The organism is Pseudomonas sp. KU26590 (assembly GCF_026153515.1).
Classification (GTDB): Bacteria; Pseudomonadota; Gammaproteobacteria; order Pseudomonadales; family Pseudomonadaceae; genus Aquipseudomonas.
Genome location: NZ_CP110644.1, coordinates 3546471 through 3572393, shown reverse-complemented (window position 1 = coordinate 3572393; position 25923 = coordinate 3546471). Strand labels below are relative to the sequence as shown.

Below are 25923 nucleotides of genomic sequence, written 5' to 3'. Positions count from 1 at the left end.
AGGAACCGCGTGTTAGTTGCATGAAATCCCCGCTTAAAAAGGCTAGAACCGGTGCCCACTCAAATTTAAGCGCACACCATGTCTTGGCTTTGGAGGGCTGGGTGGATGACTTGGCCGGACGCATACGCTGAGTCAGCAGCGCTGGCAGGTTCAATCCTTGGAGGAGCTTTTGAGCAACCGTCCTGTCTTCGCCTAAGCAATGCCTTGACGAGACTAAGACCCGCGTTTATCGGGGTTTTTCCAGAACGCTGGATCAGCATTCTTAAGTCTTTCTACCGCGTTACAGATATGGGCCAACGCAGCTTGACGGGAGCCCTCGGGATCCCTGGCAGCAATCGCCGCATAGATCGCAAAATGCTCAGAGTGTACTTTCCGGGACAAGTCCTCTCGACGACCTTCATTTGAGCGCGTGATGCGGATCGCTTCTTTGACGAACTGGGCGATGAACTCATGCATTGAAGGGTAGAGCGGATTGCCAGTGGCATGCGAGACGGATAAATGGAATGCGAGATCCTCTTCGACACCGTCATGGCCTTTTTGCTCGGCTTTGTCGATGGCTTTCAACGCCACTGCGATGGCTTCGAGTTGTTGTGGAGTATGCCGCTGAGCGGCCAACGCTGCCGCTTCGCTCTCGATACCGCGACGTAACTCGGTCACTCGCAGCACGGCCTCGATGGAGCCGCAAACATCCACGTCTATGGTGAATGCCTTGATGTGAGCGCCTTCGCTTACAACGGTACCACTGCCTTGGCGCACTTCTACCAAACCTGCAGATTTAAGTCGGGAAATCGCCTCACGCACAACTGTGCGGCTAACACCATAGCGCTCGCAAAGCACTGGCTCGGTTGGCAGACGCGAACCGGGTAAGGCTTCGCCGCTAGCGATGTGAGCCTTAAGCGCAGCTGTCACTTGATCGGCCAGCGTACCCTTTGAGGCGTCTTTCAAGCTGGCCGAGGTATCAGGAAGCCAAGAAGTCAGGGTGGCTGACATATGGATCTCACATCAATGAACGTGGACGCATTGTGAGCGCGTCCCCCTGCTCTAAGCTACCCTTGAATTCGTATGACGTATTATGTAGATTCAAGTCACACACTGTTACCCGTACACCAAATCTCCCACTACAAAAATAAAGGGATGTGCTTCAGATGAGCGAATCATTGATTCAAAACAGCATCCGGCCGTCTGTCGACGCTTCAGAGGACGCGCTTTACCGCAAAGCCGCGTGGCGAATCTTGCCACTGTTGTTGCTGTGCTACTTGGTCGCCTACCTTGATCGTGTGAACGTCGGTTTCGCCAAGCTGCAAATGTCAGACGATCTGCATTTCTCTGAAGCGGTCTACGGCCTTGGCGCCGGGATCTTTTTCATTGCTTATTTCCTCGTGGAAATCCCCAGCAACTTAATACTGCACAAGGTCGGCGCACGGCTTTGGATCGCGCGGATCATGATCAGCTGGGGGTGATTTCGTCGTGCATGGCCTTTGTCACGACGCCGATGTCTTTCTACATCATGCGTTTCTTGCTGGGTCTGGCTGAGGCTGGATTCTATCCGGGGGTCATTCTGTATTTGTCGTACTGGTTCCCTACCCATCGACGCGGAAAAATGTTTGCGCTGTTCGCCACGGCAGTGCCGTTGTCGGGTCTTGTCGGCGCGCCGCTGTCGGGCTGGATCATGACGGCCTTTGACGGTGCTCACGGGTGGGCCGGCTGGAAATGGCTGTTCTTCATTGAAGGCCTGCCTTCGGTAGCCATCGGAATCCTGGTGATTTTCTGCTTAAGCGATCGTATCTCCCAGGCAGGTTGGCTGACTCCTGAACAGAAGGCCCTTCTACAATCGCGGATTGATGCCGAAAGTCAGGGACATGTTGCCCACAAGGTGAAGGACGTGTTCCGCCAGCCACGCATGTGGTTGCTGACGGGTATTTATTTCTGTCTGATAGCAGGTTTCTACACCGTTGGTTTTTGGCTGCCGACACTGGTACGGCAGGCGGGTGTGACCGACGTGTTGCAGATCGGCTTGCTAACTGCAATTCCTTATGGCGCAGCGGTCGCAACCATGCTGCTGGTGTCGCGTAATGCCGACCGTCTGCGTGAGCGTCGCTGGCATCTGGCACTGACGGCGATTGTCGGAGGGATCGGTCTGATCATTTCAGCCACTTGGAGCGATAACTTCACGGTCTCGATGATTGGCCTGACGCTGGGTGCAATGGGTGCGCTGAGTACGTTGCCACTGTTTTGGCCGCTGCCAACGGCGTTTCTTGGCGGTACGGCTGCTGCGGCCGGCATTGCGCTGATCAACTCCTGTGGCAACCTCGCCGGCTTCGTGTCGCCCTACTTGATGGGATTTCTCAAGGATATGACGCAAAGCACCACCATCGGCATGTATGTCATGGCCAGCGCGTTGTTTCTGGGCGCGGCTCTAGTGTTTCGTATTCCCGCCAAGCTGGTTAATCGCTGAGTATCAGGAGCTAATCATGAAAATTCTAGTGACCGGCGCGGCTGGCTTTCTTGGCCGTCGCCTTATAAATGCGCTCCTGCAGCGCGGTTCGTTGTCAGATCGACAGGGCGTCAGTCAGGCTATCTCCACCCTCGTGGCATTTGACCTGATGCCGCTGGCCGGTTTCAGTGATTCGCGCTTAAAGGTGCTCTGCGGCGACATCGCCGATCCAGAAGTGCTAAGAGGGTTGGTGGATGCCGAAACCGACAGCATCTTCCATTTGGCGGCTGTCGTATCGAGTCAGGCCGAGCAGGATTTTGAGCTGGGCATGCGCATCAATTTCGCGGCTACGCAGAATCTGCTGGAGCGAATCCGCCGTCTGGGGACGTGTCCGAAATGGGTAATGACCAGTTCGGTCGCAGTCTTCGGGGGACAACTGCCCGAACAGGTAGAAGACGACCAGGTGTGGGCTCCGCAAAGCTCCTACGGTACCCAGAAAGCAATGAACGATTTGCTGCTTGCCGATTACAGCCGACGTGGCTTTGTCGATGGGCGCAGTCTGCGTATGCCCACCATCGCCGTTCGTCCCGGCAAACCTAACTTGGCAGCGTCCAGCTTTGCCAGCAGTATCATCCGGGAACCACTCAATGGACAGGAGAGTGTTTGCCCAGTGCCCCTTGAGACTCGCTTGTGGTTGATGTCTCCGGCGCAGGCCATCAGCAACCTGATCCATGGTCATGAATTGCCGGGCGAGATGCTGCGGCGGGGCAGGGTGATCAACATGCCTGGCTTGTCGATTACCGTTGAGAAAATGATTGATGCCCTGCGCCAAACGGCAGGCGATGAGGTGGCAAACCGAGTTCGTATTGAGCGCAGTCCTGCCATCGAAAAAATTGTGGGATCTTGGCCCGGCTCATTTGCTTCTTCGTATGCACGAAATCTAGGGTTCACCCACGATCAGGATTTTGACGACGTCATTGCCCAGTTCGTTGACGAGTATCTTCCTCAAGCTCTTGAGTCTTAGGACGGAATTGAAAGCGAAATCTCGCGGAGACCTTGTATGTCCCCGGCACCGATCAGTGTGAGGTAACACGGCATCAACTGGGTGGGTAGGCAGCGTTTCGTAGATCACGGATGATCACCCTAGCTCGTATGGCTGCTGAGAGGATGTGGGGATCATTCCGCAGTAAGGAGCCTGACTAAACAGACCTTCCGGTACCCAGAGTTTGACTGGGATTAGATTGACGTCCGCGCGCATTGCCCAAATGACGGATACAGCAAGCCCAGGCATGAACTACGATTTTTAAAGCGGCCTGATTGCAGCGCCAGCGCCAATACGCTTCCAAGGTCAGCCGAATACCGAGGCCTGAAGCTGCTCAGCATCCAACTGCAATTGGCTGCCTTGCTGAGCAACTGGCTAGTGGAGCCGTCGCTGATTCACTCGACGTGCCGCGAGCTGGACGCCAACCCATTGTGTATCAGCACTTTCATCCGAGTCGTGCGGCGATCAGCAAATAGATAGGCGCAGTGCGGCTTCGACCTAACGAACATCGCGACCAACTTGGGCACCGCCGTCTTGACGCTGGCGCGCATCCAGAGGCTAGGTGGCGAGCCAGATGGCATCAATGCGCCTCATCGCAACAGGCCGCGAAGGAAGGCGGCGCAGGCATGCGCGCTATCGGTTGGCCCTTTCACTTTGACGGCGCCGGGTGGGTGCAGAATTTCCACGCCGATATTCGGTGAAGATACCGGCGCAATTGTTTGTAACGACAACGGGATGACTGCGGGCTGAGGCGTCGTACTATTGGACAAGTCACAAGGATGTTCGTGATGGTGTAGTGGCGGATGTTGGCCGGCTGCTGACTTAAAGCAGTGCGGGCGGTACGAATTTTTTGCAGAGGCGCATTGGAATGCTTCCGCTCCTGCATCATCAGTACCCCCGGACGGGTTTTACGGTCGGTCGGTGCTGTGATTTCTTGGTGATTTCGGTATCGGGAACACCCATGGAGAGTCACAACGCGTTGCCAGCGCAACAACACGGCTGGCTGAACTGAGCAAACTTCAGAGCGATCGTAATGGCTCCTTTTTTGAAGCCGAGGATGTCCTTTGCAACCTTGCAGGCCGAGGAGGCCGCAATCATGCCAGCACGCCGTTAGTCCTAGCGCTCGAAAATCGGGTCAGTGTCCAACTTCTCCCTGCGATAGCTCCGCTCGTCTTATTGAACATGGCGCCAGAAAGTGGTCGTTGACTGACGAGAATCTTGAAAAATTCAATTACCTTAGATGACATCTGACTGCCCATAATTCTTAGCAATCTGCATCAACGGCAGGGACGAGCTTGTGTAAGCGTCCGGCGAAGTCACCTACCCGATCCCAGCGATAAGGGTGATGTTGTCCACTTAAAAATACGTGGACACTATCGCCCCTATCATCAGGATTGCCATGCGCCAAAGAACCTCTTATCCCAAACCCTTTAAAGGTAAGCGCCTGGGCAACCCGCCTTGTAAAGTGCGCGCTGAGGATGGGTACATTTCCTTCCAAATGGCAGTGTCACACGAGTGGTGTAATCTATTTCAGAACTCAGGATACGCAAGCCGATAACCTGTGCCCTACATGAGCAATCTTGAGCCAGAACCACCCTATGTTAGAGGAGTTCGCATGTGACCGTACCACCTGACGATCTGCCAATTTATCGTATTCTTACTGGCCATGACGATGCAGCTTTCTGTCACCGTGTGAGTGCTGCATTGCAGATGGGTTACCAGCTTTATGGTAGCCCTGCTGTCACCTTCAATGGGCAAAATGTGATAGTGGCGCAAGCGATCATTTGGGGCGGATCTACCCTTGTATCTGTTGGGTAATCAGCCTGTATCGATGATGGTTAGAAGTATGCCTCCGGCATCACGCCTTGCGTGCTTAAAACGGTTGCCACTTATGCGGCAGCAACTGGTCGATTTCACTCGCCCGCTGAGTCGGCAGCCGCGTGAGAACATCTTTCAGATAGGCATAAGGATCATGACCATTCAGTCTCGCCGACTGGATCAGACTCATGATCGCCGCTGCCCGTTTTCCGCTGCGTAGAGACCCTGCGAAGAGCCAGTTCTTGCGCCCAAGAGCCCATGGCCTGATTTGGTTTTCGGCCCAATTGTTATCTATGGGTACGGCCCCGTCATCAAGGTAGCGCGACAGCGCTGCCCAGCGTTTGAGGCTGTAATCGAGTGCTCTGCTGATGGCCGAGCCTCCGGGCACGAGGTCACGCTGGGCGATCATCCAGGCATGCAACATATTCATCACTGGGACGGCTTTTTCTTGCCGTATTCGGCGCCGTAAATCCGGCTCCAGATCGCGGACTTCGCTCTCGATTTCGTACAACAACTGGATATAGCGCAGGGCTTGCTCGGCGAGCGTGCTTTTATTCGTGGCGTGCAGCTCGAAGAATTTGCGCCTGGCATGGGCCATGCAGCCGATCTCGGTCACGCCCAGTTCGAAGCTGGCCTTGTAGCCGCCAAAATCGTCGCAGACCAGCTTGCCCCTCCAGTCTTGCAGGAAGTTGCGAGCATGCTCACCGGCACGACTGGGACTGAAGTCATAAACCACCGCTGCCAAGTCCGAGAACTGGCTGGTGGCGTAGGCCCACACATAGGAACGGTGAGTTTTCTTTGTTCCCGGCATGAGCATCTGCACCGGTGTTTCATCTGCGTGGATGACTTGTTGCCCAAGCACTACTTCGCGCAGCGCGTCGACCAGCGGCTGCAACTGCACGCCCGTCACGCCCACCCATTGAGCCAAGGTTGAGCGTGGAATCGCCAGGCCTGCTCGACCGAAGATCGATTCCTGACGGTAAAGCGGCAGATGGTCAGCAAACTTGGCAATCATGACGTGTGCAAGTAGGCCCGCAGTCGGGATGCCCTTATCAATAACCTGCGCCGGAACCGGTGCCTGGATAAGCGTTTCGCAGTCATCGCAGACCCACTTGCCACGTAAATGGCGTTCAACGGTAAATACGCCGGGCGTGTAGTCCAGCTTCTCGCTGACGTCCTCGCCGATGCGCTTGAGGGCGCAGCCGCATGGGCAGTGAGTGTTGTCCGGTTCGTGATGGATCAGCGTGCGTGGAAACTCAGCCGGTAATGCGGTGCGCTTGGGCTTCTGCTTTTTCTCGGCCGGAGTTATCACTGCCTGCAAGCTTTGAAGCTCTGCTTCAATTGCCGCGATATCGGTGTCGATCAGATCATCGAGCAGGCTGGCCTGCTCGGGATTCATCTGTTCGCTACGCTTGGCAAATTTCAAACGTTTGAGCTGGGCGATTTCGTGGGTCAGTTTCTCGATCAGCGTTTGGTCGCGGCTGATCTTCTTGCCCATGGTCTCAACGGTCTTACCCATCGTCTCAACTTGTTGGTCGAGCGTTTCTACCGTCTTGCCCAGCGTGTCGACCTGGTGGTCGAGCGTCTCGACACGCTGCATCAACTGCGCCGTCAAGGCGCGCAGTTGTTCAGGGGTCAGGTGAGCGAGATCGGGAAGCGAAGTCATGACGCCGATTTTGCCAGAGCAGGCAATTCGCGGCGATAGACCGATAGGCTAATGGTAGCGGTTAAAGCAGTGTGATCGAGCCTCCAGAACCTGCGCGTTGCCATGGCAGACCCAGCACCAGTGCCTGAAACTGCTCGGTATCGAGTTCCATTTCTGAGCCTTGGCGAATGCCAGGCCAGTGAAACTTGCCTTGGTTTAACCGGCGCGCTGCCAGCCATATCCCGAAGCCGTCATGCACCAGCACTTTCATGCGATTGGCGCGGCGGTTGGCGAACAGATAAGCACAGTGCGGCTGCGCCGCACCGAACACCGCTATCACCTTGGCTAACGCCGTGTCGGTGCCTGCGCGCATGTCCATCGGTTCGGTGGCGAGCCAGATGGCGTCGATGCGAATCATCGTAGAAGGTCTCGAAGAAAGGTCGCGCAGGCAGCAGCATTTTCAGTGGGCCAGTTCACTTTTACGGTGCCGCGCGGGTGTTGTATTTCAACGCAGATATTCGATGAGGCCGGATGGGAGTTGGCCCCGGCCAGCAGCATGGGTAACGGAATAAATGCAGGTGGGAGCGCAGGGCTTTTCTGCGCTTGCAGCCGAATCCATTTGTGGACGAGGTTTGCGTTGAGGCTATGGCCGAGCGCGACGCTGGCAATCGAAGCGCTGGGCTGTGCACACTCTTGAATGACTTGGGCCTTGAAGGACTTGGAATAGGAACGGCGTGTTGGCTGCATGAAATACCCGCTTAAAAGGCTAGAACTGGTGTCCACTTAAATTTAAGTGCACACCATGTCTTGGCTTTGCGGGGCTGGGTAGATGACTTGGCCGGACGCATACGAGCTTGTTCTCCTTTTTGACCATCGATAGGGATAAGGATAATGGTTACTCATCGACTCTTTGTGCTTGGCCGGCTTTTGCTAATACCGATAGTTTTGAGTGGTTGTGCCGCGTTCAACCAGACACACGATGAGGTCGTAGTCCGAAAGCCAGGCACGCGGTTTTTAGGAAAGCCATTCCCTAATCAGGGCGAAGCCAAAACCCATTGGCAATATGCCTGGTTAGCCGATGCCGCGTATGCACATGCGGTCAATGGTGAGGATAGGGATATCTGCAAGGCAACAAGTGCCGACCGCGTTGTGGCTAAACACGGGTGGACGCGCTGGACTAACTTCCCCATTCCTAATGGTCATCTGGACTCAGTTATGCAAACTTCTCATCTTCGTGCGGAAGTGTGGGAAAACCGTGACTTAAAACAGGTCGTGGTCGCGTTTGGTGGCACTGAATCTAAAAGTGGTAAGGACTGGATATCGAATTTTCGATGGTTGACTTTCAAGGTCGACGACGAATACACCAGGCTGGTGAGAGACTTCGCACCTGCATTCGTGCAGGAGTATTCAGATCGCTCTCGGTCAGAGTTGGGGGGATGGTTGAACGGTGCCAAGCTGATTTCCACCGGCCATTCTCTGGGAGGCGGGTTGGCTCAGCAATTTGCTTACGCCATTCCTGCCACACCTCAGAAATTGAAGGTCAGCCAGGTGTACGCTTTTGATCCCTCACCGGTCACGGGATTCTTCAGCGTGGATCCGGCAGTTCGCGATGTGAACCGTGTTGGCTTGCCCATCGACAGAATCTACGAGCGGGGCGAGATTCTTGCCTTGCTTCGGTCGTTCACTAGCCTGTTCGTCCAGCCTTCAGCGGAAAACCCGACCATCCGAGGCGTGCGCTACAGCCTGCTCAATGGTGGGAGTGCGGTCGCTAACCATTCGATGCATGACTTCGCGTGTGCCATTCAAAAAGCCTCGGGGATGAATGTGGGCGAACTGCAGTAGTCCACGTCAGAACCTGCTCGACATCATTAATGTGAAGATAACCGGCCAAGCGCACAGCATGGCCGTGCTTCATGGCTTGATTTTTCGTTTGGTTGGCATTTTGGGCGGCTGGGGCGGAGGTCGGAGAGGAGGCTGTTTGCGAGTACTTGTTGGTTCGTTCAGACGAGTCGAACTTGAGGCTTCAAAACGCCATTGGCGAGATAAAGGTATCTGACCTACACAGGTCTTACAGAGATGACCTCGACATACCTGTATTTTTTTCGAGCAGATTTGGTCGCTTCCTGCTCGGCGAGGAGTGTGCTCAGTGTGTCGGCGTCATGGGTTAGCTCGAACGTTTCGCCTTCAAACTCGTTGCCCACTCGCAGTGTAACTCTAAGCCTTGGCGTAAACGCTTTGGCGGCCTTGTTCTTTAACCGTGGCTTGAGCGGCGAAATTATCACGGTATCCGGAACGATTTCTTTCTCAATGGATTGGGCTCGCGGGGAAGGGTGATCGGATCCCCGAACAGCGCGCGACGCATGTCTTCTTCTGTCAATTCTTGATTCATATTGCGTCTCGGGAGTCATGGAGCAATGTGCATTCTAGCAGCCAGCCCGACATTAACAGGTACCGGTGGCACGTTCTGATTGCGTCAGCCGCGCTCGAAATGCGTGAAGTGGTCTTTGGGAGTGAACTCTCTCCAAGCAGTTATCGGCGATGTAGTACCGAGCAGGTGTTATCTCACCGAGGTAGACGGCCTCCGTAAGTGGACGTTGAGCGGCCTAGCGGGCGACTGCAATCACCAAGGGAAGCGTGACTTAAGGTGAGCCTAGGCTCAAAGCGAGTTTAGCTTCAGATATCAGACGGTCGATACTATTCACTCTCGCTGGATCAAAATAACCGTCCGCTCAAATCATCTTCCCGATCCCAGCGATAAGGGCAATGTTGCCCACTTTAGAATACGTGGACACTATCGCCTTTATTATCAGGATTGCCATGCGCCAAATAACCTTGAAAGCAACCCCGGTCAACCGATGTGCTGGGTGGAGCGATGGGTTTTTGCCATGGATTCAAAACGCCTGATTGACGCTTAAACCACGCATGATAGAAAAGCGCGGGTCGATCAACTGCAGCGTGCTATCCGCCTTCAACCTGCCGACAACCACGCGATAGCTTTTCGGTTCTTCAGAAAGCGTTTCCGGGTTGCGTGCCAGTTTTTGAACAGCAGGTGTCTTGGCCCATGCGGCTACTGACTTCTGACGAATGTCCACCGTCACGACCCATGACTTATCGACAGCGGGGCCCATTTGTTCAGTGTTTGTTGACGTGTCTCTGATCTTGGCTATTTCAAAGCCCCGGGCATAACAGAATCCTGACTCCTGCTGGACATAAGCAGCTTGGCCAGGGTCAGTGAGGGAATATGTCTTGCCACTTTTAGCGAGCAGCCCCGCCGCCACCAAGGTATCAAAAGCGGGCTCATTACCCATCGACGTGCCGCTCCCGAAACCTTCCTCCAGAGTCACCGGGAAGGTCTTGAACATCGGCGCACGCACACAGGACGCGCCCTCAAGCCTAGGTTGCAAGGCGGCCTGAATCTCACCTTCGGAAGGCCCGCCTGAGCAGGCAACAAGCATCAACGCACCACTTACAATCAACACCGCCTGTGACACTTCACTGATTCGCATCGTTTTATCCTTTACGATTGAGGGCGATATTGGCGTTAGGACTTCTGGCTCAGGTAAATGTTTCCATTTCTCCAAACTACTACTTTCCAACCTCGATAAGTGCCAAGTCAATCGACTGTCCCTTGAAGCCGTCGTGCTGTAAGCCAGATGCACACCCTCGTGCACGAGTACATTTATCCAATTGGCGCGGCGATTGGTCAATAGATAAGCGCGCTTCGTGGCTTCGCCGTACCGAACTCGGCAATTAGCCGGGCTTAGGCCGTTTCCGCGTCACCGCGCATAGCCAGCGATTCGGCAGCGAGCCAGATCGCATCGATTCGAATCACCTCAACAGGTCTCGCAGAACGGAGCACAGGCCGCAGCGCTATCGGTCGACCAGTTCACTTTGACCTGCCACGCGAGTGCTGGACTTCAACGCAGATGGTCGATGACGGAGCCTGGGGATGCCCTCCGGCGAGCTGCAAAGGTAGCGGAACGAAAGCAGGCTGCCGCTCTATGACTTGGTCGTTTGTACCCGAATCCAATTATGGACGAGGTGCGCGTTAAGACTGTGGTGCTGCGCGACGCTGGCAATCGACGCGACGGCCTGAGCGCACTTTTGGACTACCAAAACCGGCGGGGGACAGACCAGTTAGGGCTGGAGGTGGCGCCGAGATACTTAGGCGAATGACTGGCCACCGGCGATCGGCTAACATCGGTGATATCAAACGTCCTTGGAGATTTACATGTCGCGTCTAGCCGAATTCCGGAAGCTTGAACAACAGCTCGCAGCCCAGCTCGCCGAGCTTGAAACGCTGAAAAACGACAGTGGCCTGAAAAAAGAAATCGAGTTTGAAACCAAACTGCGCGACCTCTTGGGTGAGTACGGCTTCAGCTTGAGAGAGATCGTTGGCATTCTCGATCCGCAGGCTGTTACCGGTCGAAAGGCTGCTCCAGTCGCTGCTGAGAAAAAGACACGCAAGGCCCGCGAAATGAAGGTTTATAAAAACCCGCTGACAGGTGAGGTCGTTGAAACCAAGGGCGGTAACCACAAGCTGCTCAAAGCTTGGAAGGGCCAGTTCGGCGATGAGGTTGAGTCCTGGTTGGTGAAATGACCCGTTGCAGTTGAACCAGCCGTCGTAAGACGGTTTTTTTTGGCTGCGATTGCGCTCTATGCACGCTGGAACGGCTGGTACCGCGTCGTGCCAATTGGAGTGGTTCAGCTGCCCGCTCACCGGGCTTCTCTGGCTACTCAAAGCCAAGAGATTTTAGTGCTCTTTAGGGTTCTCGTTCTAGGGCCTTCTGCTGGCGCATGATTAGCGCGGCCAGTCGGGCGTCCTCAACTCCGTTATCGTCTGACCGTATCAAGAGCCGCGAAGATACCTAGGTCTCGTTCGTCTCATCCTGATTGTCTTTAGTGCGCCGGCTATCCGGCGGGCTAGCGACCAGGCATAGGGCGCTAGCGCTTACGAAGCAATAACGCAGAGGTGATAAACCCGAGAAATCCCACAGCCCCTAGGGCTGACCATGTCTCGACGGGGGTTCGATTCAATATGAGCCAGCTCCCCACGTAATAACCAGCGGCGCCGCTTAGCGCTCCTACCGCACTCATCACGCCGAAGAAGGTTCCCTGGCTGCCGTCCGTCGCCAGCGATGCGGTCATACTTTCAATCGTGGGCAACAAGATTGTTTCCACGACGGTATAGGCAACGATAAACAACAGGAACCACCCGATGCCATTCAGCACAGCCAGAATGGCGAACGCCACTGCTGCTCCGAGGTAAGCCCAAGTGGTGAGGGATGCAGCATCCATTTTCAACATCCAACGCTTCGCCGTGAGGATGAAGGCAAGCCCCACAAAGCCATTAACGACGTATATTGCAGAAGCTGCATGGGGCCCCGCTAATTGACCGGCGTACATCGGGAACGCCACATAGAGCTGTGGAAATAGAAAAAACCACGGCAATGAGGCGACGATCAACCGCCATAACCCAGCATGTGTGAGTGCTGCCTTAAGGCTCTCCATTATTAGCTGCCTTCTGAAGATCACAGATGATCCAAACTGCGCTTTGTAGGCAATGACGCCAAGGGTGATGAACACCATGGCGCTGAATCCAAAAGCTACACGGATGTCAGCTAACCCCGCGAGACCGCCAATAATTGGCCCTACTGCTGCTCCTGCGTTCAGCATCTGGTTGTTATAAGCAAAGAGGGTCGAGTGGCATTCTTTGGGTTGCCGGCCGAGTAGGCCATAAACGCCGCCCTCGTAGCAGGCGACGCCTGCACCCGCGATGGCCGCACATCCTACCCAGGCCGCCGCCCCGTCAAGATAGCTGAATCCGAGAAACCCCACGCCACGCAGCAGCAGGCCCAGGGTAATGAGTCTATGCGAGCCGAACCGATCAGCAATTGCGCCGGCAGCGAGTGGCAACGCCTGTGCGCAGAGCAAGTTGGCTGACATAACGGACGCGAGCGCTGCGGCGCTGAAATGAAGGTTCGTTGCCATGTACAGTGCCAAGAGAGGAATGGTCATAAAATGGGACGCGTTCATCAATCCCTGCATCCACAGCAATCTGCGGATGTCGGTCGGCCAAGGCATTCGATCGGGGTGCGCTTCTATGACCATGTCCATCTCCGTAACCATCAATTCTGGTTTGATGGTTACTCCGAAGACCTGCGTTTTGCAAGGAACTCGCGATGCAGACTCATAATCAGGCAGCACCCGGCGCGCTCGAACTCGTCCGACGCTTCCTCAATACCTGGTCAATTCCAAACCAGACGAGGGTAGAAGTGGACAACCTGCCGGTGCTGGCACGTGACGCAGATAAATGGCGCGAAGAGCTCTCCCTTCACCCTCGGGCTGAAAGCGATACCTTGGAGAGGCTATCGGAGCTGCGCTCTGATCTGCGCAAGTCTTGCGAGGGCCTCGACGACGACCATCAGTTGCTGAACGCTTGGCTTGCGCGCGTCGCTCTGTCAGTGAAGGCAGTTGCTGCAGAAGGGGGTGCCCCCGGGTTATGTGTGACGTCTGCCGACACTAGCTACGTCGCCAGTATTCTTGCACTGGTTGCGAATGCAATATCGTCAGGTACATGGTCGCGACTTAAAACTTGTGATGACTGCCGGTGGGCTTTTTATGACCATACCCGCAACGGCAGCAAGCGCTGGTGCGGTATGACAAAGGGTGGAGTGGATGGTCGAGCGTGTGGGACGATTGCTAAGGTCAGCGCCTTCCGAGCGCGCGCTGCGGCGAAGAAGAGTCCGATAACGGACGGGGGTTAGTCGCTCGCGTTCCCGGCCTTTTGGGCCATAACCGGGCTGTCGGGATTGTTTGATCCTAAGGAGCTGGCCAGTGGTTCTGCGCTCAGTCCGTCTTCGCTAAACCCATCAGGCGCTGAAAATCCAAAATCTGATGCGACCGACGTTAGTGGTACCGCCACCTGCGGTGGGCATTTGCAGCCAGAAGACGCTCCTGCGGAAGTGTTAGCGATTTGAAGTGGGCACCACTTCTGGCCTTTTAAGAGGGTCTTTCATGCAGCCAAAACGCCGTTCATATCCCAGGTCGTTCAAGACCCAAGTCATTCAAGAGTGCGCCCAACCCGGAGCTTCGATTGCCAGCATCGCGCTCAACCACAGCCTCAACGCGAACATCGTCCACAAGTGGATTCGGTTGCAAACGCAGAAAAGCATGGCGCTGCACCCCGCTTTTGTTTCACTGCCCATGCCACTCGCAAGCACTGAGTCGCAAGCGGCATCATCGACTATCAGCGTTGAGATCCAGCATCCTCGCGGCACCGTTAAAGTGAACTGGCCAACTGAAAGTGCTGCTGCCTGTGTAACCTTTCTTCGAGACCTGTCGCGATGATCCGTATCGACTCTATCTGGCTCGCCACCGAGCCCATGGACATGCGCGCTGGCACTGACGCAGCGCTGGCGCGGGTGGTGGCCCTGTTCGGTGCGGCGCAGCCGCACTGTGCTTATCTGTTTGCCAACCGCCGCGCCAATCGTATGAAAGTGCTGGTGTACGATGGGTTGGGTATCTGGCTGGCGGCGCGCCGACTGCATCAAGGCAAGTTTTTCTGGCCGGGATCTCGGCACGGCTCACAGATGGAATTGGGTGCCGAGCAACTGCATGCCTTGGTGCTGGGTTTACCTTGGCAAAAAGTTGGGCAAAACAGTGCAATCACCCTGATGTAATCACTGCCATGACCAGCGTCGCCGTGCAAATTGTCCAATGAGCCTATCGCCGGTGTTGGCCTGCTCTGGCAAAAACGGCGGCATGACTTCGCTTCCTGATTTCGGCCAATTAAACCCTGAACAACTGCGCGCTATCGCAGCGCAGCTGATGCAGCGTGTCGAGACTCTCGATAAAAAAGTCGAGTCCATGGACAAGCAGATCCATCACTACAAAACGGTCAACGACAAACTTACCAATGAGATAGCACAGCTCAAGCGCTTCAAGTTTGCCAAGCGCAGCGAGCAGCTAAGCCCGTATCAAGCCAGCCTGCTCGATGATCTGATCGACGCTGACATCGCTGACATCGCTGCCATCGAAGCTGAGCTTGAGGCGTTGCAACCTGCTCCAGCTTCGACTGGGGCTCGGCAAAAACCTAAACGCACCGCCTTGCCGCCCGAGTTTCCACGCACGCAAATCCATCACGAACCGGACAACACTCAATGCCAATGCCAATGTGGCTGCGCCCTCAAGCGTATAGGCGAAAATGTCAGCGAGAAACTTGACTACACGCCCGGCGTGTTCACGGTTGAACAACACATCCGTGGCAAGTGGGTCTGTGATGATTGCAAGACTCTGATCCAGGCACCGGTTCCTGCGCAGGTCATCGACAAGGGCATCCCTACGGCAGGTCTGCTGGCCCACGTGATGATCGCCAAATACGGTGATCATTTACCGCTGTAACGTCAGGAAAAGATCTTTGGCCGGGCCGGCCTTGCCATCCCGCGATCGACCTTGGCGCAGTGGGTCGGCACCTGCGGTGTGCAACTGCAACCGCTGGTTGATGCACTGCGCGAAGTGGTGCTTGGACACAATGTGGTGCACGCCGATGAAACGCCGGTACAGGTGCTCATGCCTGGCGCTAAGAAAACCCATCGAGCCTACGTCTGGGCCTATGCAACCACCACGTCTGCCGATATCCGCGCAGTGGTGTACGACTTCAGCCCCAGCCGCTCAGGCGAACATGCGCGCAGTTTCCTGCAAGACTGGAAAGGCAAGCTAGTGTGCGACGATTTTGGTGGTTACAAGGCCAGTTTCGCACTCGGCGTCACCGAAATTGGCTGTATGGCCCATGCCCGACGTAAGTTCTTCGACCTTCACGTCACGAACAAGAGCACGCTCGCCGAGCAGGCCCTGCGCTATATCCAGTTGCTCTACGAAATCGAAAGTGAGATCCGCGACTTGGAATCCGATTTACGGCGACGAATACGGCAAGAAAAATCCGTGCCCGTGATGGACATGCTGCACGCCTGGATGATCGCGCAGCGCGAGCTGGTGCTCGATGGCGTGGCCATCGCCAAAGCTCCAGATTACAGCCTGAAGCGCTGGACGGCGTTGTCACGTTATCTGGATGACGGCGCGGTGCCTATCGATAACAACCACATCGAGCAACAGATGCGGCCATGGGCGCTTGGACGCAAGAACTGGCTCTTCGCAGGATCGCTGCGCAGCGGTCAACGAGCGGCGGCGCTGATGAGCCTGATCCAGTCGGCCAAGCTCAATGGGCATGATCCGTATGCTTATCTGAAAGACGTCCTAACCCGACTACCAACACAGCGAGCGAGTGAGATCGCCGGGTTGTTGCCGCATAACTGGATGCCGTTGCGCAGCCTGTGATCCCGTTTGCTTACTTTCAAGTCAAGGGAAACGAGTTGGGACTCTGTTCCTAGCGTGCGAGAAATAACCCGAAGTCCAGCCGGCAAACCGCTGTGCAGCGGCCGTAGAGTGGCGCTGTTATCGCGACTCAGATTCTGGCGTTCCACAGCTTGGGAATAAATTCGCCAAACATGTTTAATAGCAAACCTGCGATGATAATCAGCGAACTTGCCCCTTGTGAGGCGGATAGTGTTTCGCCCAATAACAGATTGGCGCTTAGCAAACCAATGACGGGTACCAGCAGTGACAGTGGTGCAATACGCCACGTCTCATAGCGTTTCAGTAGTTGTCCCCACACGGCATAACCAAACAGTGTGGCGAAAAATGAAAGGTATACTAGCGACAGGACAGTCAATCTCGAAATATTTTCCAAACTGTCCTTGATCGCCCTAGAGCCATCGAACAGCCAAGAACAGACGAAGAATGGGACAATGGGTACCAAGGCGCTCCAGACAACCAGCGACATCACCGAGGTCGGATGTTTCTGTGCGATCACTTTGTTTGTGATGTTGCCCAAGCTCCAGGACAGAGCGGCGCCAAGTGTCAGCATAAGCGGCAGCAACGCGATCCCTCCTGCCTGTGTGGCGGTAGCGGCATTAGCTAGCAGCATCATCCCTACGGCGGCAATCAACATGCCCGCAACATGATTCCACCTGAGCTTTTCCGAGAGCAGCAAAGCTGCGAGCATCATAGTGAAAAACGCTTGGGCCTGGATGATTAGCGAAGCTATGCCTGCGGGCATCCCCAGTTTTATGCCTAGGAAAAGGAAGGCAAATTGCCCGAAGCTTATTGTCATGCCGTACGCAAACAACCATTTGAAGGGAATGGATGGTCGCTTGATGAAGAAAATAGCTGGAAAGGCGACTAAGGTAAAGCGTAGCCCCGCTAACAGGAAGGGCGGCATCCCATCCAGCCCGACTTTGATAATCACAAAATTTACGCCCCAGGTAACCACCACACCGAGCGCGAGTATCCTATCTGTAAAGCGCATTAAGCATTCCTTGTGCTACTCATTCACGTGCGTGCACGTCTGTATAATAAGTTCGATTCTAAGCTGGCCTTACCGTGTCAGCGATATACAGATCTATTGGGTTTGAGGTAGTACAGATGATGCTAGGAGTAGCAGGGCAAGGGTTGAATGATGCCCGGTACCGACTCATCGCCGACAAGATCAAGGCTGCCATTGACGCTGGCGGGTTACGTCCCGGTGCTCGGCTTCCATCGGTACGCAAGCTCGCCGCGCAGTTTAGCGTTAGCCTAACCACGGCGTTGAAAGCGTTGCGTACCCTGGAAAATGAGCACTATGCAGAGGCAAGGCCCAAATCCGGTTTTTTCGTAGCATCGGTACTGTCGAAGTTCAGAGAACACGCAAAAATAATTGCTCCCCTTGATGAACAGACAGAGCTGCATCTATCTCTGGTGGGGGCAGATTGCCGGGTTCGGCTCGACTTGGCCAACGGCGCAAGTTCACTATACCCACTCGATAAATTGGCACTGCTACTGCGAAAGGCTGGGCAGTCAAAACCGTCAGCCTTAGGCAGTGCCGTCAAGGGCAGCGGTTATGAGCCGCTGAAAACAGAAATTGTCCGTCGTGCCGTCAGCTATGGCTGTCACCTCGAACCTGCCCATTTACTAATCACTAACGGCTGCATCGAAGCGCTGTCACTGGCGTTGCGGGCGACGCTCTTACCGGGGGATGCAGTTGCTGTCGAGTCACCGTGCTATTTCGTGTTGCTGCAAATGCTACGGAGTCTCGGATTGCGAGTGATCGAAGTGCCGACAGGCGCTTCTGGTCATGTTGATGTCGACAAGTTGGTACTACTTTTTTCACGCAAAGCAGTAAAGGCCTATGTCACCCTAGCCAATGTCAACAACCCGCTGGGCAAAAGTATACCCAGCGCAGCAAAGGCTACTATTGCCCAGCGGGCGGATGAGCAAGGCATAGTCATCATTGAAGACGATATTTTCGGCGACACGGCGTTTGGCGGGCAGCGCCCGTTTCCGATGTTGGCCTTTAGCCCTAACACTATATTGTGCGGCGGCTTCTCCAAGACCTTGGCACCGGGGCTGCGTATTGGTTGGGTCTACAGTCGCCAGTACAGTCGCCAGTTGATGATGCTCAAATACACGTCGAGCATGGGAACCTCGGTGCCACCTCAAATGGCGATTGCCGAGATGCTTAGCAACGGCGGCTATGACGCGCATTTACGCAGACTGCGAGCTACCCTCGCCAGCCAGATTCGCCTTATGCGCGAGACGGTTTTGCGTTGTTTCCCGTCTGGTACCCGCGTATCTGATCCTGAAGGTGGGTATGTGCTGTGGGTTGAAATGCCGAAAGAAGCGCTCAACGTTCGTGCGCTGTTTATCAAGGCGCGAGAGTGGGGGATTGGTATCGCCCCCGGCCATATTTTCGCCACCGATGAGCGATACGACCATTGCTTTCGGCTTAATGCCGGGTATGGCTGGAATGAGCTAGAACGGGAAGCTATTGAAATACTCGCGAAATGGTGCACAGACTCACTCATTGGGAAGGGGGGCGAGTAAAGGTGACTTCGCCGGCCGGTTACTGTTAACCGTCCGCATACGATGCTTCGCCGGACGCTGGCAGCCCTGAGTACAGCGCCATAGTTCAGACGGGCGATACTATCCACTCACGTTGGATCAAGCGCTGGGAATGACATTCATACTGAGACATGCAGTTGTCATCGATCTCCCGGCAATCTACCGAGGAGAGCAGAGCTATATCCTTCTTGGGAGCCCGTCCACGAGGCTTCCTGGAATTCCCAATTTGAGGGCCTACGACCGGCGGCGATCCCCTCCTTGAGCAACTGCCGGAAGGGATGGCGTTTGCTTTTGACGTTGACGTTGACGTTGACGTTGACGTTGAGCAGGGTGCCGAAGGCATCGAAAACAACGGCTGAGATCATGGAGCCACCTGTACGAGTCGTAGAACTAACATGTTGGAAACGTTGGTTCAAGGCTAGCAAACGACCGTACCATCGCAGCCAAATTTGCCCAGCCCGGGTGTCCGGCTAAGGCAAAGGAAGATTTCGCCCCTAATCCATGCTGAAGCATCTTCTCTATGGTGACCTACCATCTGTGTCTGGCGAGCCGCAGATGGTCATCCGATGAGAACGCACAGTCATACGCCACGCATTGACTGGCGAATTGCTGTCACGGAGCGGAACTCTTGCTCTATCGAACTGAGATTTCTCGACGTATCGCTGGAGCGATGTTCCGTATCCTTTCGAAACTGTCGGCTCAGTGGCCCGACGCATATGGCAAAGCTATGCGGATTAAACTCCACAAAAAAGGGCAAGCCCGTCGAGGCTAACCCTTTTCCCGAAGCGTGGATTGCGCTGCTTTCTGCTGAATCTGCTTCAGTCCATTGCGCAGTGCCGCACCTAGGCGCTGTACATCTTCAGCTGTGTTGTAGATGCCAAAAGACACTCGGATGCCATCTGGAGATCGGTGCGATGAAACCGGACGTTGAGATCTACCAGTCCATCTGCAATGCATTGCGGGTGACGCCTGGGCATCTATTCGGCGATCAGCATGCCCAGATCACGATGGTGGGCGACTCGCTGAAGTGCGATCAAGATGGGCCCAGGGCAGCGGGGATGCTGGGATTTCATTTGGACAGGTCGGGCAGGGGGGCTGTGCAGGATTTGGTTAAATTTGCGCAGCTAATTATTGAGTCAAGACGCAGTCACGGTCAGGGCCGGTTTGGGGACTGAGGGACTCAACAAACGGCGCAAAAAAAGGGCTGATACCAAACCAGCTGCAGAATGCCGGAGGCGCTGCTTCGAGATATTTCGCAACGCGACGCTTCTTGCTATCCGTGAGCAGTTGAGTCGCCGGCGTCATGACCTTGGCCGGGTTCAAGGGCAATGGCTCAAACGTGTGGTGAGCGGTTACTTCAATTACCACGCGGTACCGGGGAACCTGATATGTCCTGGCGGTTTTGTTTGGCGGCATGCCGTCTCTGGCGGCAAGCCCTTAAGCGACGCAGCCGGCGTGATCGGCTTCAACGGTCACGGTACGGACGTCTTGCCGATCTCTACATTCCGAGACCTAGCAATGCACATTCTTACCTTGAGGATCGCTTTGCGTCATACCCGAGGCCGAAGCCGTATGCGATAGTTCCGCACGTACGGATCTGCGCGAGGGGCGTCAGGTAACTGCCGTTCCTACCGCGACCCATCAGTCATTATTTAATGCACCGCTACAACTGAATTCGTCAATACCAGTTCAATAACGTACTGGCACCAGCTCAGTCCGAGATAAAACTTAACGTCGTTTCCGGGATCAATTGACCACTACATTACCAAGGCTAGTACCTGATCATAGGAAGGCGTAGCTTATCATTTAGCGCTCCTCGAAAAACTTCTTACACCGAACCAGTAACTTGCTTTATCCGATGCAGCTTTTCCCGACTTCCGCAGACACTCATCTGGCACCATCTTCGTTGCTTGTTCTTGGAGCTATCAAGAAAAAGCCAATCACATTCAGAAGATGAGCAGCATTTTAGGTACATAAGATCGGGGCCTGTTAGCAGCTCTTGGGCAAAATTAGCCAAGCGTCCTAGGAGGACGCCGGCGATGTCTTGGGCGTTGAGGCACGGCCTCCATGCCCAACAAGGTATTCCGGCCTCAACATTAAGAAAACGCAAGGGCATAGTGCGCTGCAAAACGGCATTAAGAGGGTGCAGTGTGTGGTCGTTGATGGGATGGCTTTGCGAGCGAGCATAAAAGAGCATGAACAAGTCCTCCCTAAACCCTGTAATAGCGTCGAGCATAGGAGCCAAGCTCTCCTGAGGGCCAGCTACAAGAGGAAGCCAAGTCGCATGTTCTGCGAGCGTGATCAGCCCTGAATGCTGAGCCCACTCAAAAAAGAAGCCAAAGCTGGTTAATCGCTCCTGTGCTTGATGCAGTGAGGTATCTGGACGACGCCCATTGCAAGTATTCACAAAATCCAACACTACGGCGCCGCCGATTAGCCGAACCATTTTGGCAGCTATGAAGCCATGTTGCATTGCAGTCTCCCCAGACCGTGTTTATAGACGCTTGGGTCAAGACTACTCGCTTCACGCGAAAGGGGGCATGCATGTCGTCCGATTTAGGGCTTTCCGTGGCCAGGAGGCACTAACCATTGCAGTATCGCGTCGACTGAGTCAGAAACTGACAGCTTATCGGTCTCAAGCCGCAGCTCAGGCCGTACTGGTATTTCATACGCAGAGTCGATGGCAGTAAAATTTTTGATCAAACCTGCCCTTGCTTTTTTGTACAAGCCCTTTGGATCCCGCGATTCGGCAGTGACAAGCGAAACGTCTACATGCACCTCCATGAAGCGGTCGGTACCAATGATTGATCGGGCGTGATGGCGGCTCGACATCGATGGCGAAATAAGAGCCACAATCACCACCAAGCCTGTCTCGGCCATCAATTTAGCGACTTCGGCCACGCGCCGAATGTTTTCATCGCGATCTGCTAAAGCGAAACCTAAGTCCCTGCATAAACCGCTTCTGACTGAATCGCCGTCAAGAATACAAGCCATGCGGTTGCGAGATTTCAGGCTATGGGCTAAAGCATCTGCAATGGTCGACTTACCCGATGCAGAAATACCAGTCAGCCAGATAACTAAGGGGTTATGTGCGTGTTCATGGAGCTGCTGAAAGGCATAAAAATGCAGGTCTTCCCTGCCAGGAACTGGAAAATAGCTCATGTTAGCCTCGTTGACTAGTTTAAGTTTTTTGGTTTTTTCAGCATGAGCACTAACGCTACCTGAAGCAATAAAAGCATTGCTACCGCCGCGTATACCGATGAGAAAGAACCAGTCGTATCTTTTGTAAGTCCGCCAAGAAAATTACCACATACGCCACCGAGACCTATGAGGACATTGGCAATGCCGAATGCTTGAGTTAGCCGGCTGACGTGTACTATCTGGCCAATGTAAGTTGGGACTAAACCAAAAATAGGATAAAACGCGGCAGCAAATAGAAAAGCCGCAAGATAAAAAATTGGTATTGCATCAAAGCCGTAGACCAAGGCGGAGGCAGCACCCGCGCTCGCGAAGCACAATGCAAGTGCGATCCTTACTCCAATTCTGTCAGCGATCCAACCGACCAGAAAACCTGAAGCCATACCTACCGCCCCTATGGTTGTCCAAATGAAACCTGTTGTTGCAACTGGTAAGCCAAGTTCATCGCGTAGGAATGGTGACAGATAGGTTTGAAAAGGCAGAAGCGTTACCCCGTTGAGAAATGCCAATACCCAGACTACATATAAGGATTTCGTCAACCACGCGGTTTCTAAATCCTCCGACATCTTTTTGGCGATGGCAGCACTTTGATCTGAGTCCTTCATTGTGCTTCGAAGCAAAAAAAAAGCGACAAAGCATAACGCTATCGATATGCAGCCGGCAGTCATCCAAATCGAGCGCCATCCGCCATGTACAGTTAGAAACGATACAAGGAGGCCATTGATAAAAACGCCATAGCTAGTGCCACTTGATATGAGGCCCATAACACGAGAGCGTTTAGATGGGCTGAAACTCTTGGTGACAATTTCAGCCAATGGAATGTAGACAGACGCAGAGCAGCCACCCAATAATATGAGTAACGCCCCAGATATCCACACATTATTGCTGAAGCCTAAGCCAAGTAGGGCACCTGATGTGGCAAAAGTAGAAACCAGACTTATTTTCCATCCCTCTACATAACGACTAATGAAGCTAGTTACAGAGGAAAAAACTAGAAAGCCGATTTGGGCACCGCCAGTGATAATTCCGACAGTGGTATAATCAAATTCCATATCTTTGCGCATGTCGACTACTAAGTTTGCAAAGAGATATACGCCGAAACCATAGGTGCTGGCTACGAAGCCAGTTAAGACTAGCGCTAGTATTATGCTGTGAGTGCCACGACCTGGCGCGCTCTCGAAAGTGCTGGAGGCTTCATTGCTCATATTGCCACCGCCTTATGAATAATGAAGTCAGAGCTAAGCATGTCGAAATCCGCGCGGAAATCACCGTACATGGACTGATGTGAAAAACCGGACGCGTTGATTTCCGACTTGAGTTGATTTGGTTGTAGCGGATACACTTTAAGCGAGTACGGGGGGGCGCCATCGAAGCTATAGCGAAATTCACAAAGTTGGTCGTTTACCTCCCCCAAGGTCACCGAGGCAGATGTCCCGCAGTAATAGTAATTACCGCTTGCCTTGAACCGGCCTGCAAGTATCGCGTAGAAATTACGTTGATCAACAATTAGCAGGCCCCCAGGTTTGAGTAGAGACCTGAAATTTGAAAGGACTTTACGTCGGTCTTGCTCATCAAAGACGTGGCACAACGAACTGCCTAGGCACACTACTGCGTCAAATTTCCCTAATATCCTGCTGTCGAGGTCTAACCAGTCACTATTATGGCAGTCAATACAGACATCATATCGCTCAAAGTTAGCTTTTGCCTTTGCAACCATGGTCGCGCTGCCATCGTTAGCCACGACGTGCAAGCCCGCAAGTGTCAGTTGAACCGAATGAAAACCGCTACCGGCCGATACGTCAATTACTGAATGGCACTGAGCCGCTTTAAGCAATTGTTCGAAAAAGCCATTCTCGCCTTGCTTTCTCAGCTCCCAATTAATCAGTTCGTCCCACTTGCTGACAAAGTCTGCTGAATATTGTGATGTATATTCGTCAACAGAGTCTTGGGTTTGTGCATGCTGGGTCATGAAAAAAAACTCCTATCTTTGCGCAACTTTGAATGCTTTATATGAGGATGATAGCTCCTCGGCAAATTCTGCGGATTGCGCTATAGACATCTCACGCTTTGTGTAACCTAATAAATCTTTAAACACTGCCATGCATGAGGGGTTGAAAGTAACAGTGCCGTCCTCATGTATACGCTCTATGCCGTCTTGATTTTGACAGCGCTGATTGATTTCTACTGCTTCCTCTTCAGTGCATTGAGAAGAGAATTCAATCTCAATGCTGCCTGCTTCTAATTTAACAGGGTACCCTCCTGGCAAACCCATCGGCCCTGGACTATGAACCCAAACAGGAGTTGGGGAAATAAGCCCTTCAAGTATTGTTACCGCAGAGCATGCTGTAAGGTACTGACCGTCAATACCGCCGAGGCGCCGGAATCGTTTTCGTACTGTCTCGAAAATGTCGCTGTCAATCAGGGATCCTGTGGCGTCTTCACCTCTAACTGTATAAAGCAACTTATAATGTGGATCTGGCGGCAGCCCGCCACGCGGTACGTAATGGCTGAAATAATGCTGTGTATATAGCCTCGCCTGCACATCAACGGGATTAAGTTCCAACAGCAAGGCAATGGATGCACGTACAGCAGGAATTAAATTAGCTACGTTTCCGATGCCAAGTTGCGGTGCAAGTCCGACCTTACCAAGTATTGGATTCACTGCATCTGGGAAGGCCGCATTTATAACGGTGATACGGATTTCGCTCTTCTTTACTGCGATCATTAAACTGTGCATCAGCGTCAGATGCATGGGCAACCATGGCCCAAACTGACCTTTATCAAGCTCGTCAAAAATAGGTTTTGGCAACTCAGTTATAATCCGCCAAGACTGCAAGGAGGCGCAGTTCATGATGATGTCAGGTTTGTATTTATTTAATGTTGCAACCATGCCATCTACATTAAGAACGTCCATAGTCACATTGTCTATTGATATATACGAGTTCAGTTGTGCTGCGGACAATGCCACAAGATTGCAAAGTCGGAACGTTTCCTCTTCTCGACGGCCAACGACGACAAAGTCAAATTGATTACGTGGAGCCAAGATCTTCAAAATCTGAAAGGTCAGATTGCCGGCGCCGACTAGCATCAATTTTTTCTTCGACACAGTGGTGCTCATCTTGGGTACGCTCCGTTGTCGACAGGTATCAGCTTTCCTGTCAAATGCCGCGCGTTGTCTGAGATAAGCATAATAATAACGTCTGCCACGCCTGCCGGCATGATAGGGTTCTTAAGTATTTCCTGCCTTGCATACTCATTGCGCCGATAGTCCGGGATAGTATCATAAATTGCAGTATCATGAATTAGCGCAGGGGAGACGGTGTTGACACGGATGAAAGGCGCGAAGTTCCACGCGTTGGCTTTGGTTAAACCTATTACTGCTGCCTTGGTCGCACCATATAAAGCATCGCAACTACCTACCTCCCCTGCAACAGATGAAATATTTACAATACACCTCGGCGATTCAAATTTCATCTCTTTCTCAGCGAAATCCTTGGAGAGATAAATCAAAGCTTTGAGATCTACGTTAATTATTTCGTCGATTTCCTCGTGGCTGTAGAGGTAAACACTTTTACCGTGGTATATGCCTGCGTTGTTGATTAAGGCGTATATTGATTCGTGCTGCTCGTACAGCCTAGGAATGAACGAACTCAACGTATTGAACAGGGAAAAGTCTGCTACATGTGTTTCGATGTGTTCCTGACCGTAAATCTCGTTCAACGTGGCCAGGCCATCTGCATCTTTGTCCGCGCAGATGACATAATACCCTTCCTCAACTGCACGAATTGTCGTGGCCCGGCCAATACCGTTAGCTGCACCCGTGATAAGAATTTTCTTCATGTTATTCCC

The 25923-nt window shown here is 53.5% G+C and carries 22 protein-coding genes and 5 pseudogenes; 12 read left to right on the top strand and 15 right to left on the bottom strand.

The genetic code is table 11. From position 1 onward, the window contains the following. Positions 1–213: 213 nt before the first annotated feature. The gene (locus OKW98_RS15570; RefSeq protein WP_265385561.1) at positions 214–990 is read right to left on the bottom strand and encodes a FadR/GntR family transcriptional regulator; all 777 of its coding nucleotides are present in this window, start codon (positions 988–990) and stop codon (positions 214–216) included. A 155-nt stretch (positions 991–1145) separates the two neighbouring features. Between OKW98_RS15570 and OKW98_RS15565 the strand changes: the two are divergent. The 3 genes and pseudogenes from OKW98_RS15565 to OKW98_RS15555 all read left to right on the top strand — a co-directional run bounded on the left by OKW98_RS15565 (position 1146) and on the right by OKW98_RS15555 (position 5294). Beyond that, positions 1146–2455, top strand: a pseudogene (locus OKW98_RS15565) (MFS transporter). 16 nt (positions 2456–2471) lie between these two features. After that, positions 2472–3458, top strand: a complete 987-nt coding sequence (gene denD, locus OKW98_RS15560; RefSeq protein ID WP_265385560.1) for a D-erythronate dehydrogenase — start codon at positions 2472–2474, stop codon at positions 3456–3458. Between the two features lie 1635 nt (positions 3459–5093). After that, on the top strand, positions 5094–5294 hold the full coding sequence (locus OKW98_RS15555; RefSeq protein WP_265385559.1) for a DUF1737 domain-containing protein: 201 nt from the start codon (positions 5094–5096) through the stop codon (positions 5292–5294). A gap of 55 nt (positions 5295–5349) precedes the next feature. Here the strand turns inward: OKW98_RS15555 and tnpC (OKW98_RS15550) are convergent, their stop codons facing one another. The 3 genes from tnpC (OKW98_RS15550) to tnpA (OKW98_RS15540) all read right to left on the bottom strand — a co-directional run bounded on the left by tnpC (OKW98_RS15550) (position 5350) and on the right by tnpA (OKW98_RS15540) (position 7686). Then, the gene (gene tnpC / locus OKW98_RS15550) at positions 5350–6960 is read right to left on the bottom strand and encodes an IS66 family transposase (RefSeq protein WP_265385558.1); all 1611 of its coding nucleotides are present in this window, start codon (positions 6958–6960) and stop codon (positions 5350–5352) included. 61 nt (positions 6961–7021) lie between these two features. After that, positions 7022–7357 carry an IS66 family insertion sequence element accessory protein TnpB gene (tnpB, locus tag OKW98_RS15545; RefSeq protein WP_265385557.1) on the bottom strand — a complete coding sequence of 112 codons (336 nt, stop codon included), beginning with the start codon at positions 7355–7357 and terminating at the stop codon, positions 7022–7024. Next, positions 7354–7686, bottom strand: a complete 333-nt coding sequence (gene tnpA, locus OKW98_RS15540) for an IS66-like element accessory protein TnpA (protein ID WP_265385556.1) — start codon at positions 7684–7686, stop codon at positions 7354–7356. Before tnpA (OKW98_RS15540) ends, tnpB (OKW98_RS15545) begins: the two co-directional genes overlap by 4 nt. A gap of 144 nt (positions 7687–7830) precedes the next feature. Between tnpA (OKW98_RS15540) and OKW98_RS15535 the strand changes: the two genes are divergently transcribed. Further along, positions 7831–8781, top strand: a complete 951-nt coding sequence (locus OKW98_RS15535) for a lipase family protein (RefSeq protein ID WP_265385555.1) — start codon at positions 7831–7833, stop codon at positions 8779–8781. Positions 8782–8996: 215 nt separating this feature from the next. Here OKW98_RS15535 and OKW98_RS15530 read toward each other — a convergent pair. Together OKW98_RS15530 and OKW98_RS15525 are read right to left on the bottom strand one after the other, a co-directional pair. Beyond that, positions 8997–9328, bottom strand: a pseudogene (locus OKW98_RS15530) (hypothetical protein). 502 nt (positions 9329–9830) lie between these two features. Beyond that, on the bottom strand, positions 9831–10445 hold the full coding sequence (locus OKW98_RS15525) for a hypothetical protein (protein WP_265385554.1): 615 nt from the start codon (positions 10443–10445) through the stop codon (positions 9831–9833). A gap of 725 nt (positions 10446–11170) precedes the next feature. Here OKW98_RS15525 and OKW98_RS15520 point away from each other — a divergent pair. After that, a complete protein-coding gene (locus tag OKW98_RS15520) occupies positions 11171–11539 on the top strand; it encodes a histone-like nucleoid-structuring protein, MvaT/MvaU family (RefSeq protein ID WP_265385553.1) in 369 nt (122 codons plus the stop codon). 344 nt (positions 11540–11883) lie between these two features. Here OKW98_RS15520 and OKW98_RS15515 read toward each other — a convergent pair whose 3' ends face one another. Further along, positions 11884–13050, bottom strand: coding sequence for an MFS transporter (locus OKW98_RS15515; protein WP_265385552.1), 1167 nt, complete (start codon positions 13048–13050; stop codon positions 11884–11886). A 71-nt stretch (positions 13051–13121) separates the two neighbouring features. Between OKW98_RS15515 and OKW98_RS15510 the strand changes: the two genes are divergently transcribed. The 4 genes and pseudogenes from OKW98_RS15510 (at position 13122) to tnpC (OKW98_RS15495) (ending at position 16275) form a co-directional block, all read left to right on the top strand. Further along, a complete protein-coding gene (locus OKW98_RS15510; protein WP_265385551.1) occupies positions 13122–13706 on the top strand; it encodes a CGNR zinc finger domain-containing protein in 585 nt (194 codons plus the stop codon). A 250-nt stretch (positions 13707–13956) separates the two neighbouring features. Continuing rightward, the gene (gene tnpA / locus OKW98_RS15505; protein ID WP_265385550.1) at positions 13957–14289 is read left to right on the top strand and encodes an IS66-like element accessory protein TnpA; all 333 of its coding nucleotides are present in this window, start codon (positions 13957–13959) and stop codon (positions 14287–14289) included. Further along, positions 14286–14621, top strand: coding sequence for an IS66 family insertion sequence element accessory protein TnpB (gene tnpB / locus OKW98_RS15500; protein WP_265385549.1), 336 nt, complete (start codon positions 14286–14288; stop codon positions 14619–14621). Before tnpA (OKW98_RS15505) ends, tnpB (OKW98_RS15500) begins: the two co-directional genes overlap by 4 nt. Positions 14622–14703: 82 nt before the next feature. Further along, a pseudogene (gene tnpC, locus OKW98_RS15495) lies at positions 14704–16275 on the top strand (IS66 family transposase). Positions 16276–16402: 127 nt separating this feature from the next. Here the strand turns inward: tnpC (OKW98_RS15495) and OKW98_RS15490 are convergent. After that, the gene (locus OKW98_RS15490; RefSeq protein ID WP_265385548.1) at positions 16403–17305 is read right to left on the bottom strand and encodes an EamA family transporter; all 903 of its coding nucleotides are present in this window, start codon (positions 17303–17305) and stop codon (positions 16403–16405) included. A 116-nt stretch (positions 17306–17421) separates the two neighbouring features. On the opposite strand from OKW98_RS15490, the gene OKW98_RS15485 reads away from it, so the two are divergent. Beyond that, positions 17422–18858: a PLP-dependent aminotransferase family protein gene (locus OKW98_RS15485; protein WP_265385547.1), complete on the top strand. Its 1437-nt coding sequence runs from the start codon at positions 17422–17424 to the stop codon at positions 18856–18858. A 158-nt stretch (positions 18859–19016) separates the two neighbouring features. Here OKW98_RS15485 and OKW98_RS15480 read toward each other — a convergent pair whose 3' ends face one another. Then, positions 19017–19241 carry a hypothetical protein gene (locus tag OKW98_RS15480; RefSeq protein WP_265389862.1) on the bottom strand — a complete coding sequence of 75 codons (225 nt, stop codon included), beginning with the start codon at positions 19239–19241 and terminating at the stop codon, positions 19017–19019. A gap of 537 nt (positions 19242–19778) precedes the next feature. On the opposite strand from OKW98_RS15480, the pseudogene OKW98_RS27345 reads away from it, so the two are divergent. Next, a pseudogene (locus tag OKW98_RS27345) lies at positions 19779–20051 on the top strand (HAD family hydrolase); the annotation flags it as partial. A 459-nt stretch (positions 20052–20510) separates the two neighbouring features. Then, positions 20511–20630, top strand: a pseudogene (locus OKW98_RS15475) (IS3 family transposase); the annotation flags it as partial. A 74-nt stretch (positions 20631–20704) separates the two neighbouring features. On the opposite strand, the gene OKW98_RS15470 reads toward OKW98_RS15475, so the two are convergent. The 6 genes from OKW98_RS15470 to OKW98_RS15445 form a co-directional block, all read right to left on the bottom strand. Beyond that, positions 20705–21349 carry a CGNR zinc finger domain-containing protein gene (locus OKW98_RS15470; protein WP_265385546.1) on the bottom strand — a complete coding sequence of 215 codons (645 nt, stop codon included), beginning with the start codon at positions 21347–21349 and terminating at the stop codon, positions 20705–20707. A gap of 83 nt (positions 21350–21432) precedes the next feature. Beyond that, the gene (cysC, locus tag OKW98_RS15465) at positions 21433–22038 is read right to left on the bottom strand and encodes an adenylyl-sulfate kinase (protein WP_265385545.1); all 606 of its coding nucleotides are present in this window, start codon (positions 22036–22038) and stop codon (positions 21433–21435) included. Positions 22039–22052: 14 nt separating this feature from the next. Then, the gene (locus OKW98_RS15460; protein WP_265385544.1) at positions 22053–23279 is read right to left on the bottom strand and encodes an MFS transporter; all 1227 of its coding nucleotides are present in this window, start codon (positions 23277–23279) and stop codon (positions 22053–22055) included. Next, positions 23276–24043, bottom strand: coding sequence for a class I SAM-dependent methyltransferase (locus OKW98_RS15455; RefSeq protein ID WP_265385543.1), 768 nt, complete (start codon positions 24041–24043; stop codon positions 23276–23278). Before OKW98_RS15455 ends, OKW98_RS15460 begins: the two co-directional genes overlap by 4 nt. Before the next feature lie 12 nt (positions 24044–24055). Then, positions 24056–25192, bottom strand: coding sequence for a hypothetical protein (locus tag OKW98_RS15450; protein WP_265385542.1), 1137 nt, complete (start codon positions 25190–25192; stop codon positions 24056–24058). Further along, positions 25189–25914 carry an SDR family oxidoreductase gene (locus OKW98_RS15445; RefSeq protein ID WP_265385541.1) on the bottom strand — a complete coding sequence of 242 codons (726 nt, stop codon included), beginning with the start codon at positions 25912–25914 and terminating at the stop codon, positions 25189–25191. Before OKW98_RS15445 ends, OKW98_RS15450 begins: the two co-directional genes overlap by 4 nt. Between the last annotated feature and the right edge of the window lie 9 nt (positions 25915–25923).

Coding starts and splice junctions, on each gene's coding strand:
- OKW98_RS15485 (WP_265385547.1), top strand. CDS start 17,422: ATGATGCTAGGAGTAGCAGGGCAAGGGTTGAATGATGCCCGGTACCGA.
- OKW98_RS15510 (WP_265385551.1), top strand. CDS start 13,122: ATGCAGACTCATAATCAGGCAGCACCCGGCGCGCTCGAACTCGTCCGA.
- OKW98_RS15570 (WP_265385561.1), bottom strand. CDS start 990: ATGTCAGCCACCCTGACTTCTTGGCTTCCTGATACCTCGGCCAGCTTG.
- OKW98_RS15450 (WP_265385542.1), bottom strand. CDS start 25,192: ATGAGCACCACTGTGTCGAAGAAAAAATTGATGCTAGTCGGCGCCGGC.
- OKW98_RS15525 (WP_265385554.1), bottom strand. CDS start 10,445: ATGCGAATCAGTGAAGTGTCACAGGCGGTGTTGATTGTAAGTGGTGCG.
- tnpA (WP_265385550.1), top strand. CDS start 13,957: ATGCAGCCAAAACGCCGTTCATATCCCAGGTCGTTCAAGACCCAAGTC.
- denD (WP_265385560.1), top strand. CDS start 2,472: ATGAAAATTCTAGTGACCGGCGCGGCTGGCTTTCTTGGCCGTCGCCTT.
- tnpB (WP_265385549.1), top strand. CDS start 14,286: ATGATCCGTATCGACTCTATCTGGCTCGCCACCGAGCCCATGGACATG.
- tnpC (WP_265385558.1), bottom strand. CDS start 6,960: ATGACTTCGCTTCCCGATCTCGCTCACCTGACCCCTGAACAACTGCGC.
- tnpB (WP_265385557.1), bottom strand. CDS start 7,357: ATGATTCGCATCGACGCCATCTGGCTCGCCACCGAACCGATGGACATG.
- OKW98_RS15470 (WP_265385546.1), bottom strand. CDS start 21,349: ATGCAACATGGCTTCATAGCTGCCAAAATGGTTCGGCTAATCGGCGGC.
- OKW98_RS15535 (WP_265385555.1), top strand. CDS start 7,831: ATGGTTACTCATCGACTCTTTGTGCTTGGCCGGCTTTTGCTAATACCG.
- OKW98_RS15480 (WP_265389862.1), bottom strand. CDS start 19,241: ATGATCTCAGCCGTTGTTTTCGATGCCTTCGGCACCCTGCTCAACGTC.
- OKW98_RS15455 (WP_265385543.1), bottom strand. CDS start 24,043: ATGACCCAGCATGCACAAACCCAAGACTCTGTTGACGAATATACATCA.
- OKW98_RS15490 (WP_265385548.1), bottom strand. CDS start 17,305: ATGCGCTTTACAGATAGGATACTCGCGCTCGGTGTGGTGGTTACCTGG.
- OKW98_RS15520 (WP_265385553.1), top strand. CDS start 11,171: ATGTCGCGTCTAGCCGAATTCCGGAAGCTTGAACAACAGCTCGCAGCC.
- OKW98_RS15515 (WP_265385552.1), bottom strand. CDS start 13,050: ATGGTCATAGAAGCGCACCCCGATCGAATGCCTTGGCCGACCGACATC.
- OKW98_RS15445 (WP_265385541.1), bottom strand. CDS start 25,914: ATGAAGAAAATTCTTATCACGGGTGCAGCTAACGGTATTGGCCGGGCC.
- OKW98_RS15460 (WP_265385544.1), bottom strand. CDS start 23,279: ATGAGCAATGAAGCCTCCAGCACTTTCGAGAGCGCGCCAGGTCGTGGC.
- tnpA (WP_265385556.1), bottom strand. CDS start 7,686: ATGCAGCCAACACGCCGTTCCTATTCCAAGTCCTTCAAGGCCCAAGTC.
- cysC (WP_265385545.1), bottom strand. CDS start 22,038: ATGAGCTATTTTCCAGTTCCTGGCAGGGAAGACCTGCATTTTTATGCC.